The 12,142-nt window shown below is 54.5% G+C and carries 12 protein-coding genes; 2 read left to right on the top strand and 10 right to left on the bottom strand.

What is annotated here, in order from left to right:
- Positions 1-56 precede the first annotated feature (56 nt).
- Together KO499_RS18230 and KO499_RS18225 are read right to left on the bottom strand one after the other, a co-directional pair.
- The gene (locus KO499_RS18230) at positions 57-998 is read right to left on the bottom strand and encodes an electron transfer flavoprotein subunit alpha/FixB family protein (protein WP_215985170.1); all 942 of its coding nucleotides are present in this window, start codon (positions 996-998) and stop codon (positions 57-59) included.
- The gene (locus KO499_RS18225; RefSeq protein ID WP_215985169.1) at positions 999-1,748 is read right to left on the bottom strand and encodes an electron transfer flavoprotein subunit beta/FixA family protein; all 750 of its coding nucleotides are present in this window, start codon (positions 1,746-1,748) and stop codon (positions 999-1,001) included.
- A 415-nt stretch (positions 1,749-2,163) separates the two neighbouring features.
- Between KO499_RS18225 and KO499_RS18220 the strand changes: the two genes are divergently transcribed.
- Positions 2,164-3,816 carry an electron transfer flavoprotein-ubiquinone oxidoreductase gene (locus tag KO499_RS18220; protein ID WP_215985168.1) on the top strand — a complete coding sequence of 551 codons (1,653 nt, stop codon included), beginning with the start codon at positions 2,164-2,166 and terminating at the stop codon, positions 3,814-3,816.
- A gap of 150 nt (positions 3,817-3,966) precedes the next feature.
- Here KO499_RS18220 and KO499_RS18215 read toward each other — a convergent pair whose 3' ends face one another.
- From KO499_RS18215 to KO499_RS18185, 7 genes are all read right to left on the bottom strand, one after another.
- Complete coding sequence (locus KO499_RS18215) at positions 3,967-4,428, bottom strand: FKBP-type peptidyl-prolyl cis-trans isomerase (RefSeq protein WP_215985167.1); 462 nt, start codon at positions 4,426-4,428, stop codon at positions 3,967-3,969.
- A gap of 199 nt (positions 4,429-4,627) precedes the next feature.
- A complete protein-coding gene (locus KO499_RS18210) occupies positions 4,628-5,194 on the bottom strand; it encodes a DUF1285 domain-containing protein (protein WP_215985166.1) in 567 nt (188 codons plus the stop codon).
- A gap of 24 nt (positions 5,195-5,218) precedes the next feature.
- On the bottom strand, positions 5,219-6,115 hold the full coding sequence (locus tag KO499_RS18205) for a radical SAM protein (RefSeq protein ID WP_215985165.1): 897 nt from the start codon (positions 6,113-6,115) through the stop codon (positions 5,219-5,221).
- A 46-nt stretch (positions 6,116-6,161) separates the two neighbouring features.
- The gene (locus KO499_RS18200; RefSeq protein WP_215985164.1) at positions 6,162-6,611 is read right to left on the bottom strand and encodes a SixA phosphatase family protein; all 450 of its coding nucleotides are present in this window, start codon (positions 6,609-6,611) and stop codon (positions 6,162-6,164) included.
- A gap of 24 nt (positions 6,612-6,635) precedes the next feature.
- Positions 6,636-7,703, bottom strand: a complete 1,068-nt coding sequence (locus KO499_RS18195) for an NAD(P)H-dependent glycerol-3-phosphate dehydrogenase (protein WP_215985163.1) — start codon at positions 7,701-7,703, stop codon at positions 6,636-6,638.
- Positions 7,704-7,766: 63 nt separating this feature from the next.
- Positions 7,767-8,258: an STAS domain-containing protein gene (locus KO499_RS18190; protein WP_215985162.1), complete on the bottom strand. Its 492-nt coding sequence runs from the start codon at positions 8,256-8,258 to the stop codon at positions 7,767-7,769.
- A 14-nt stretch (positions 8,259-8,272) separates the two neighbouring features.
- A complete protein-coding gene (locus KO499_RS18185; RefSeq protein WP_215985161.1) occupies positions 8,273-9,481 on the bottom strand; it encodes a PP2C family protein-serine/threonine phosphatase in 1,209 nt (402 codons plus the stop codon).
- Between the two features lie 114 nt (positions 9,482-9,595).
- Here KO499_RS18185 and KO499_RS18180 point away from each other — a divergent pair, with 114 nt between their 5' ends.
- A complete protein-coding gene (locus KO499_RS18180) occupies positions 9,596-11,080 on the top strand; it encodes an HD domain-containing protein (RefSeq protein ID WP_215985160.1) in 1,485 nt (494 codons plus the stop codon).
- Here KO499_RS18180 and KO499_RS18175 read toward each other — a convergent pair.
- Positions 11,070-12,098: an NAD(P)/FAD-dependent oxidoreductase gene (locus KO499_RS18175; protein WP_215985159.1), complete on the bottom strand. Its 1,029-nt coding sequence runs from the start codon at positions 12,096-12,098 to the stop codon at positions 11,070-11,072. The genes KO499_RS18180 and KO499_RS18175 overlap by 11 nt on opposite strands.
- Positions 12,099-12,142 lie beyond the last annotated feature (44 nt).

Here is a 12,142-nt window from a genome sequence, read left to right as displayed (position 1 = left end):
ATGTCACCCAAAAGAAAAGGCACCCGAAGGTGCCTTTTTGCAAGTCTGACAGAAAGTTACAGAACTTTCTTCAGCTCTTCTTCCAGTTGCGGAACTGCTTCAAACAGATCCGCCACCAGGCCGTAATCGGCAACCTGGAAGATCGGCGCTTCCTCATCCTTGTTGATCGCAACGATCACTTTGGAATCAGACATGCCGGCCAGGTGCTGGATGGCACCGGAGATGCCAACGGCGATGTACAGTTGTGGCGCAACAATCTTACCGGTCTGACCAACCTGCATGTCATTCGGTACGAAGCCCGCATCAACAGCGGCACGGGAAGCACCCACTGCGGCACCCATCAGATCAGCAACCTGCTCCAGCATCTTGAAGTTGTCGCCGTTCTGCATGCCACGGCCACCGGAAACCACGATACCCGCGCTTCCGAGATCCGGACGGTCCGACTTGGCCAGCTCTTCGCTCACGAAGGTAGACAGGCCTGCATCCTTAACCACGTCCAGCTGCTCAACGGTAGCAGAGCCACCTTCAGCAGCCACCGGATCAAAAGCGGTCGGGCGAACGGTGATGACCTTGATGCTGTCGCTGGACTTAACAGTAGCGATAGCGTTACCTGCGTAGATCGGACGAACAAAGGTATCGTCAGATTCAACACGCATGATGTCGGAAACCTGGGCAACGTCCAGAAGCGCAGCAACGCGCGGCATGAAGTCTTTACCGGTGGTGCTGGCAGCGGCCAGGATGTGGCTATAGCCCTTGCCTACTTCGGCAACCAGTTCGCCCAGATTTTCACCCAGAAAGTGACCATAAGCAGCGTTATCGGCAACCAGTACCTTGTTCACGCCTTCAGCCTTGGCGGCTGCTTCAGCAACGGCGCCACAGCTCTCACCGGCAACCAGTACGTCGATGTCTCCGCCGATGGCCTTGGCAGCCGCTACAACATTCAGGGTGGCCTGTTTCAGGCTGCTGTTGTCATGTTCAGCAATTACAAGGATGCTCATTTAGATCACCTTCGCTTCGTTCTTCAGTTTATCGACCAGCTCGGCAACGTCGGCCACTTTCACACCCGCCTGACGGGAAGCAGGCGCTTCAACCTTCAGAGTGGAAAGGCGTGGAGCGATGTCGACACCCAGATCGGCCGGGCTCATGTTGTCCAGAGGCTTCTTCTTGGCCTTCATGATGTTTGGCAGAGAAGCGTAACGCGGTTCGTTCAGACGCAGGTCGGTGGTAACAACCGCCGGGAGGGTCAGGGAAACGGTCATCAGACCACCGTCAACCTCGCGGGTCACGTTAACCTTGTCGCCTTCAACAACCACTTCGGAAGCGAAAGTGCCCTGAGCCATGCCGCTCAGCGCGGCCAGCATCTGGCCAGTCTGGTTGTTGTCGGAATCGATGGACTGCTTGCCAAGAATAACCAGCTTCGGCTCTTCTTTCTCAACAACAGCCTTGAGCAGCTTGGCCGCTTCGAGAGACTGAACCTCCTCGTCTGTTTCGACGTGGATACCACGATCCGCACCCAGCGCCAGCGCAGTACGAATCTGCTCCTGGGAGGCTTTCGGTCCGATGGATACCACCACGATTTCACTGGCAACACCCTTTTCCTTCAGGCGAACGGCTTCTTCAACCGCGATTTCGCAGAACGGGTTCATTGCCATCTTGACGTTAGCGAGGTCAACACCGGTGTTATCCGGCTTGACGCGCACCTTTACGTTGTAGTCGATTACTCGTTTTACAGCGACCAGAACCTTCATAGATTCCTCGTTCTTCTACGATGGGTTTATCTTGCAGTCCTCACGCGAAGCCTGCCGAAAATCAGTGCGCACAACAGATAGAGGCAACACCCGGCAGAATCAACAGACTCAAACGTCGCGTCAGAACTGACCTTTCAGCCAGTTTCCCGGTATTGACTGGGAATGACAGTGAGACGATACTAGATTTCGACTCAAAACACACGTTTTTCAGTGTGCCCATACAATGCCAAAGGATAGAGCAAATTTCAAACAAACGTTTGTTTGATTCTTGAGATGCGTTATCCTTACTTGCATTCGAGTCAGCTTTATAAGCTTTCAGCAGTCGTCCATAGGCATTTTTACCGGTATGATGGCGACCAGAAAAACTCTGCCCGCGGGCACATAATATTCATTAAAGATGTTTGAGGAGACCAACGTGGAACGCGAATCGATGGAATTTGATGTTCTGATCGTCGGCGGCGGCCCGGCAGGCCTGTCGGCAGCTTGCCGTGTCATGCAACTGGCACAGGAAGCAGGCGAGGAACTCACCGTGTGCGTGGTGGAAAAAGGTTCTGAGATCGGCGCCCACATTCTGGCCGGTACCGTATTCGAGCCCACTGCCCTCAACGAGCTCTTCCCTGACTGGAAAGAAAAGGGTGCGCCTTTGAACACGCCGGTGACCCGTGATGATATTTTCCTGTTGAAGAATCAGGAAAGCGCCACCAAGATCCCCAATGCATTTGTGCCCAGGAACATGCACAACCATGGCAACTATATTATCAGCCTTGGCAACCTGTGCCGCTGGCTTGCCGAGCAAGCTGAAGGACTTGGCGTTGAGGTTTATCCGGGGTTTGCAGCAGCTGAAACCATTGTTGAAGATGGTCAGGTAAAGGGCATCATCACTGGTGATATGGGTGTTGCCCGGGACGGTTCTGAAAAAGATGGCTACATGCCGGGCATGGAATTGCGTGCCAAGTACACCTTGTTTACCGAAGGCTGTCGCGGCCACCTTGGGAAGCGTCTGATCAACGACTTCAAGCTGGATGAAGGCAAGGATCCCCAGCACTACGGTATCGGCATTAAAGAACTCTGGGATATCGATCCCGCAAAACATGAGCCGGGCCTGGTGGTGCACACCACGGGCTGGCCCCTGAACGAAACCGGCTCCACCGGCGGCTCGTTCCTGTATCACCTGGAAAATGGCCAGGTCTATGTTGGTCTGATCACCGATCTGTCCTACAGCAACCCGCATCTGAGTCCGTTTGAAGAGTTCCAGCGACTGAAGCTGCATCCGGAAATCAAAAAGTATCTTGAAGGTGGCAAGCGTGTTTCCTACGGCGCACGGGCCATTGCAAAGGGTGGCTACAACGCCCTGCCGAAGATGAGCTTCCCGGGTGGTCTGTTGCTGGGTTGCGATGCCGGCACTCTGAACAGCTCCAAAATCAAGGGCTCTCATACCGCCATGAAATCTGGCTTGTTGGGCGCCGAAGCCGTGTTCGAGGCACTGAAGGGCGGCAAGAGCGGAGAGGAAATCACCAGCTTCCAGCAGCGTTTCGAAGACAGCTGGCTGTACAAGGAACTCTATGCCGAGCGTAACTTCGGACCAGCAATGCACAAGTTTGGCAACGTGGTTGGCGGCGCGATTGCCTTCGTAGAGCAGAACATCCTGCGTGGCAGCCTGCCAATCACCTTCCGCGACACCACTCCGGACTACGCCACCCTGAAGCCGGCGTCCGAGTGCAAAAAGGTGAGCTACCCGAAACCGGATAATGCGCTGACATTCGATCGCCTGTCCTCGGTGTTTATTTCCAACACCAACCATGAGGAAGATCAGCCGGTACATCTGAAGCTGACCGATCCGGATTTACCAATCCGTGACAACCTGCCCAGATTCGATGAGCCTGCGCAGCGGTATTGCCCGGCCGGCGTCTATGAGGTTGTTGAGAAAGACGATGGCAGCGGTCAGCGATTCCAGATCAATGCCCAGAACTGTGTTCACTGCAAGACCTGCGATATCAAGGACCCTGCCCAGAACATCAACTGGGTAACTCCGGAAGGCGGCGGTGGCCCGAACTATCCGAATATGTAAATTCGGATTGCGGAAATCAGAGCGGCCCCTCGGGGCCGCTTTTTTATTGGCCTGGGCACAGATGAAAGCGTTCATCTGTGCCAATTTTATTCTCAACGCACAAAAAAACGGCTCCCGAAGGAGCCGTTTTTAACACCACATCAGAAAAGCTTAGTGAGCGTGGCCGTGCTCTTGCTCTTCGTCGGTCGCTTCACGAGCTTCTACCACTTCTACGTCGAAGTGCAGTGTCTGTCCGGCAAGCGGATGGTTCGCGTCGATAGTGACGGTCTCATCGCCAACCTCAACCACGCGAACAACCTGAGGGCCGCCCGGGGTCTGAGCCTGGAACTGCATGCCCGGCTCGATGGTGTCAACGCCTTCAAATGCAGAACGCGGAACCGGCTGAACCAGCTCTTCGTTAACTTCACCGTAGCCTTCAGAAGGTTCTACAGAAACCTTAACCTGATCGCCTGCATTTTTTTCGTTCAGCGCACTTTCCAGTCCACCGATAATGTTCTGTGCACCTTCCACGTAAGACAGTGGCTCACGACCTTCTACACGGGAGGAGTCAAGCTGCTCTCCCTGATCGTTGGTGAGCGTGTAATGGATGGTAACAACACGAGGTTGGGCCATGTGATCTCCTTGCGTGTCGCAATGACTGTTTAATTGATTTAGGCAATCGAAAGTAGTCATGAACAGCCAGACTGCACAGAGGGACTAACGACCACCGGGCCTCGTTAGAGAGCCAGGCTCATAACAAGTATGAAAACACAGTCTAACAATTGGGCGCTTGCGTTTTCTACCGTCAATTCTGGGGCCGCGGTAGGGGTTTTCAACCACCCTGCCCGATTTTGTAGAAAATTCCGTGACTGAACACCCCCAGAACCGGCTGGCCATCTTCATTTCGCTCAACCACATGCTCAGCCAACTCGTAATAGGCGGCAGTAACCACTCGCGCTTCGATGCCATGACGAACCGTCACAATCGGTCGAGGTTCGTCGGAGTCCGGATAGACACCAACTTCCAGAGAATGATGCTGTCCAATCTCCAGGGTCTCGCCCATATTTGTTGTCAGTGAAATAACCTGCCGATCGCCCTCACCCACTACCTGAAGGGAGTGGGCCAGCAGCGGCGCATCCTCGACCTTTATGCGCCACTTTTCAGCCGGCGTAACCAGGTAATATTCGCCATCCTGTTCCCGTCGAAGAATGGTAGAAAAAAGGCGCACAATGGCTTCCCGAGCCAGAGGTTCGCCCTTGAAAATCCACTGGCCGTCCCGGCTGATGCGAAGATCCATATCGCCCGACAATGCCGGATTCCACTGGTCGAGTGGCGGGTTTCCGGAATTTTTCACGGTTTCGTCCACCTGCTGTGCGAGATTTTCGGGCTTCATGCTCATAACGGTGGCTCCAGCTTCAGGAAATTACAATCCACGCATCCATTCCGCACGAAGCGGCGCCGCGCCAGGATTGCTTATGGCCAGATTTACCTGGTCCAGCATTTTCTGCTTGTCGCGGCCCAATGTACCTTTGAGCACCAGGTAGTTGGAGGCGTGGTCACTGCGAAAGATGGTTCTGTCGAGCTCAAGATGCTCCAGAAAGAGACGAATCTCTTCAAAAAGCCCCTGCTGGGAAAGCTGGACAAAATCATGACCAAAGCCTTCACGGAAACGTTCCTCACCTTGGGGGAAGCTGACTACGAGGGTCGACAGATAATCCGGCTGGGTTTCATTGCACAACGTGGCGGTATTGATCGCATGCTGGCGTGAAAGGCTTTCACCTCCAAGCCCGTTAAGCACCATCACCGAACTGGTCAGGCCCGCTTCACGGATCTTCAGCAGAGCCGAACGGGTGGATTCCCAGGATTCACCCTTATTCACCCGGCGGAGGATTTCATCGTCACCCGATTCCATACCTACATACAGAATCTGCAGGCCTGCTTCCTTGAGCTGGGCAAGTTCTTCCACCGTTTTTTTCGCAAGATTCCGGGGCAGGCAGTAGCTGGATACCCGCTGAAGATCCGGAAAAGCCTCCCGTAACTGTCCGAGAATTTCCAGAAGTCTGCGGGTAGGCAGCACCATGGCATCGCCATCCGCAAGGAAAACCCGACGCACACTACCCAGGCTTTGGGCTGCTTTTTCGATATCACGAAGCACGTCGTCAGGCTTGCGGGCCCGGAATTTCTTCTGGGGCTGGGTGTACATCTCGCAGAATGTGCATTTATTCCAGGAACAGCCATTGGTAACCGGCAGAATCAGCGACTTTGCTTCACTGGGTGGCCGAAAAACGGGTTCTACGTAGTCTATCGGGAAGCTGTACATAGTCAGGCTCGAATAGTCAGGATTTCAGAAGTCGGGGGACGAAGGATCAGGGCAGAAACTGTGCTTTCAGGTCAGCGCAGCCGGGACCGACCACAGGCATGTCCAGCAACACGGCCTGAGATGTCATAAACGGGATTCCCCGCCGATGAGCATCCACCATCAGAGTGGCCAGAGCCCCTACCAACGGCATGTGGGACACGATCATCAATGGCGATTCCTGATGCTCGATCAGCGCGTCAAGACATTCCCCCGGGTCATCGTCAGGGGTAATGAACCGTTTTTCCTCAATCGGACAGTTGAGAATCTCGGAAACGATGGCCGCCGTCTGCCGGGCACGGACGTAAGGGCTACTCCAGATCAGCTTTGGGCGCCAGGGCGACTCCGCGATACGGGCTGCAACTTCAGCGACACCCAACCGGCCATATTCGGTGAGTTCTCGCTCCCGATCCAGCGAGTGCCAACCAGCTTCTCCGTGACGCATAATAAGCAGTTGCAAGAGCACCCTCCGTTTCCTGGACCTTTACTGGCTGATCGTCCGCGGCAAAATAAACTCAACATCAGAATTCTGGACCGACATCATCAGGCTATTGATGACCGCTTTAATCGACGCCGTGCCATACAATATTTCATATAGCCCCCGTACGAGCGGCATGTAGATACCGACAGCCTCTGCTTTTTCCTTGACCAGTTTCAAGGTATAGATGCCTTCGGCCACCTGCCCCAGCTCAGCCACGGCATCGTCCAGCTTCTGTCCCTGCCCAACGGCAAAGCCAACGCGGTAGTTCCGGCTCTTGGGAGACGTACAGGTTACGATCAGGTCACCAACCCCTGCCAGCCCCATAAACGTCATGGGATTGGCACCGAGACTGACCGCGAAACGGCTCATCTCGGCAAGACCCCGGGTTATCAGCATGGCCTTGGCGTTCTCCCCCATCTCCAGAGCAGACGACAGACCGGCAACAATGGCATAGATATTTTTCAGCGCACCGGCCAGTTCCACACCGTAAATATCCACATTGGCATAAACACGAAAATACTCGCACCCCAGAAGATCCTGAACCGTGCGGCGCACCTCAGGATCTTTTGCGGCAATCACGGTGGCTGTCAGGTCGCGGTTTGCAATTTCACCCGCAAGGTTGGGGCCACTCAGCACACCGATTCGACAACGGGGAATCTCCTCCTGGAGGATTTCGCTCATCAGTTTGAAGCCGTGCGCTTCAATGCCTTTGGTCAGACTGATAACGATCTGTCCATCACGAAACTTGTCGCTATTTTCATGGATAACGGCCCGAAATGCCTTGCTGGGGATCGCAACAAAAACGATTTCCGCCTTTGCAACAGCGTCGGCAAGATCGGTGGTCGGCTGAATGTCTCCGATCAGTTCGACATCCGGCATGTAACGGCTGTTGATCCGGGTGGCGCGAATTTCTTCCGCCTGGGCTTCGCCGCGCATCCAGAAATGAACGCGATGGCCGTTTTCGCCAAGAACCTTGGCCATGGCGGTGCCAAAACTACCCCCGCCAAGAACCGCGACATCGTGCATTGGTCCGTTTGCCTCATCATCCCGAGGCATCGTTCGTTCAGACATAGTTCTTCCATTTCTAAGATCGGGTGTGAATCCGGATTCGCCTTGCGTAGCAGACTTTAGGTGTTAACCGGGTTCCTCACATTCCAGGGCACGTACCAGATTCTTGAACTCTTCCCTGTTCCTCTTGTTCAGGCCCATTAGCACCCTGTGGGCATCGAGAACCTTGTCCCGAACCTGCTGCTCACTGGCCCTGAGCACCGGGATTTCTTCAAGTTCTTCAATACGGGACGCGGGTTCTCGAACAATGATGAAGATCTTGTCGAACCCCATGGAAGTGATAATGCGGGTAATATCAGGATTGGTCGAAATCAGTGTAGGCAGGAAATGGCTCTGTTTCTGGGCTGCCATGGCAATCTTTGCCAAAAGCCCGAGCGTGGTACTGTCAATAATCTCGGTTTCGGTGAGATCAATCACCACCGTTTTAAACTCGGGGTCCTGGGTAATGGACTCAACCAGATTGTCCAGCGTCGAACACAGGTTCAGCCGGATTTCCCCAATAAACTTGAGGACATAAATGCCCTGTTTCTCAGCTTGCAGGATCTTGTAACCAGCCATGTTTCACACTGCCACTATTTCGACGAAGTGTTGTCTGACCCAATCAGGGTATCAGTTACCGACACAACAGCGATATCGTCCGGCAGCTCTGAAATCTCATCGAGATTCAGAGCCTCGTTAAATGAGGCGATAGTGTGACTACCTCCTGATACGAGTTCAAGTAGTGTCCGCTCCTTTTCATCCAGACCCTTTTCCCGAATCACCTCCAGGATGCCATCCGAAAACAGGATCAGATGGAAAGGTTTATTGAGGAACACCTCGTAAACTTCCCACTCGGGGGCCTCAAACAGACCTACCGGTAAACCGTTGCCTTCCAGAAAAGCCGTTTCTCCTCCTTCGAAAGACAGAATGGGCATCGGGAAGTGTGCGCCCACCGCGTAACGGAGTTTACGCTCACTCAGGGAAATAATGCCAACGAAGACGGTTACATGCTTCCCAAGGCCCGTATCGAGCAACTCTGAATTGATCCGCTCCAGGAAACGCTCAGGGTATAGAATGTCTTCGCTGGATCCCCGCCGAAGGTTGCGCTGCAGGCGATTGGTGAGGTTTTTAAGCAACACGGTCACAAAGGCAGAACTGGCCCCGTGACCTGACACGTCGGCGATATAGACCAGAACCTTGTCGTCGGAAATGCGAAAATAATCCAGGAAATCACCGCTCAGATAGAGCGATGGTTTGATCATATGATCCACCTGAAGGCCACTCATGACCTGCTCGTGTTCAGGCAACATCCTTAACTGAACTTTTCGGCCGGCCCGTTGATCAGCGCGCAGCTCTGCGATCCCGTCCCGGAGATCCCTGTTCGCTTCTTCCAGTTCCTGCCGGTACAGCTGGTTCAGGCGGTGGACCCGAACCCGGTCAAACAGTTTTCCGATGACATCATCCAACGCGCCTTTGTCGTCGTTGCATGGTTTGAGGACAAAATCCGCCGCCCCTGCCCGCAAAGCACTGACAACATCGGCACTGGACACTCCGGAAGAGCAGGCCACGATGGGCGTGAAGGTTTCTACTTCCTCCAGCCGATTGGCAAGGTCTCTAATGGCGGAGGGACGCAGATCTGCAAAGATAACGTCAGGGGTGTTATCGTCGAACAGTGCCTTTGCACCCGCAAGATCCGGATAGCCGGTCACGTAGAACCCCCTCGCTTCAAGGTAACGGGCGAGATCCGTACGGGCCTTTTCATCGGCGTCGATTATAAGTATGCGCTCGGTGCGCGAGGTCATGGCAACTGCCCTAAACTACCAGCGATAAACGATAAATTGGCTTGAATAAGCCTATTCTGGCACGACCCTGTGATATAACAAGGCCAGTTTTACGAATTTGGGAGATTCCATCTGATGCGACGTGCCGTTAATGACCTTCTCGGAGCCTATGACAAGCTGATAATGGATCCGGTTCACGGGGGTATTCCGCTATACCGGCACGAGATTCAGGTGATCGACCACCCGCTGTTCCAGCGCCTGAGAAATATTTGCCAGAACGACATCCTGAGCCTGGTGTTTCCTGGAGCGACCCACTCCCGGTTTCTGCACAGTATTGGCGTGATGCACGTAGGCACCCGGATGTTCCGATCGATGATCGACGCCTATCTGAGGGAACGTCAACTCAGTGAACAGACAGATCTGAGCCTGAGCCAGCTGGATGCCATCGACTATCTGGCGAAAACCATCCGGTTGGGGTGTCTTCTGCATGACAGCGGACATTCCAGCTTTTCCCATCAGTTCACCCAGGCCCGTCGCATCCGGGAACTGATGTCCCGGCCGGGCCGATTCAGGGATCTCTGGCGAGGCGTGGACTACTCCACGTATCATCCGGAAGACCCCGAAGAACTCGAGCATGAACATTATTCGGTACGTGTTGCCCACGACGTACTGATGGCGGTGGACCTGGACAGCGCCGGCCTTCATCCCCGGGACGTTATTGGCATCATGGAAACCACAGAGGTAAAGCCCAGCGACACGTTTTGCCGCCATGCACGAACCTTCTGGGCCTTTATCGCGGGTGAAGACGCTGCCGCCGGCTCGCCCTTGAGCGACAATATTCCGGGCCTCGTGATGGACCTGCTGTCGTCGATTGTGTCCGGAGAGATAGATGCTGACCGGGCCGATTATATGCTGCGAGACGGCTTTCACTCATCGGTCACCATCGGCGGATTCAACCTGGACCACCTCCTCAGCAACCTGCGCTTTGGCTGGGATGTCTCTGAACCCTGGCTCGGGCTTGCCATCACCCAGAAAGGGCTTGGCGCTCTGGAAGACTTCGTTTATAGCCGTCACCAGATGTACCGAAAAGTGTATGCTCACAAAACAGCCCTTGGTTTTGACTGGTTACTGAGAGAGGCCATCAATGAGGTCCTGGATGATCCGGAGAATTTCGACTGGGTCGATACGTGTTTGAGCGATATGAGCTACTTTGCGGAACTCACCGACAACTTTTTCTGGGAGGCGTTTCGGAAAGTGGCTCGCAAACATCCGAAGAGTTTCTCCTTCTGTATTGTAAACCGCGTAAAGCTGAACCACCTGGACACCCAGGAAGATCTTTCGGCCGCTGGCATCGAGAGCCATAGTTCATGGCTGGCAAAGGAACTCGCGCTCAACCCGGCGCAAGTGGTTACCTGCTCAATGCGTGCACGATTCTCCAACATCCAGGACAATTTCAACGGTATCAAGGTTCTCGTGCGAGAGCCCATTCATCGCGCGCGCTCTCTGGAAAAGATCAGCGATGTCAGCGCCTTCTTCAGCAAATTCAGTGACGGTACCATCACCCATTTTTACACGCGCCCGGACGTAACCACGGGAAAACAGAATCTGCTCACCGAGTGACAGCACTGGCAGTCAGTTCGGCAACCAGACCGCTGGCGCTGTCGAACGCGCCCTCAACCCGTCCCCCGCTGAGCCAGTCGCCTGCAAACCCCAGCCCACAATCCGGGAACCACAGGTGACCAGGCTGTTCGCCGCCTTCCGAGCGGGCATAGAGCCAGCGATGCGTGACAATGTCATCCGGACCGACTTGAAACCCTGTCAGTTGCCGGAAGGCTTCAAGCAGTCTGTTCGCAACCTCTTCTGCGGGCGTGTCCACATGCTCCTCCGTCCAGGACGGACCGGCGTGCAAAACCCACCACTGCCCATCATCTGGCCGATCGGGCTTGCTGGAATTATTCGCTACCCAGAACAGGGCCGGATGCTGGCAGCGCATGCCCTCATGATGTAGCCAGGGTGAAACCGGAAAGTGAGCTGCAACAGCCCAGCAAGGCAAGACTCTGCTGACCGGATCATCAAGATATGAAGCCAGCCGATCAAGGCCACTATCCGCCAGCAAATCTCTCGCCTGAGCCGGCGGCGTGGTGATAATAATCTGATCGAAGTCTCCGAGAGGATTGCCAGCCGTATCGTAAACAGTCCAGGACTGGTCATTACGAACCAATGAGCCAACCCGGGTTTCGGTAACGACGTGGGTATGAGCAGACAGCGCCCGGGTGATGGCCGTCATTCGCGGCGTGCCCACGAATCGGTTTTCCTGAGGAAATGCCTCCCACTGCCCGGTACTGGTCTGGAAGCCAAATCGCCCGTGCCATGGTGCAAAGATACTGTCACCGCCGAATTGGCGAAGAAAAGGCAGAAACTGCGGATTTCTGGAGGTGAAGTATTGGGCGCCCACATCGACTGACCCATCGCTTACACGCTTTGATGCCAGCCTGCCCCCGGGGCCCCGGCTTTTTTCAAACACGGTAACGTCATGGCCAAGTTCCTTCAGTTGTATGGCCGCAGTCAGTCCTGAAAGGCCTGAACCAACAATGGCAATACTGCGTATAACAGGTGTATCAAAGGTCTTATTAAACATGGGTTAGCGTGCATCCAATTTCGGTAATGAGATCGTACAACGTC

The organism is Marinobacter sp. F3R08, assembly GCF_018860425.1.
Classification (GTDB): Bacteria; Pseudomonadota; Gammaproteobacteria; order Pseudomonadales; family Oleiphilaceae; genus Marinobacter.
This window is presented reverse-complemented; position numbering and strand designations above follow the sequence as displayed.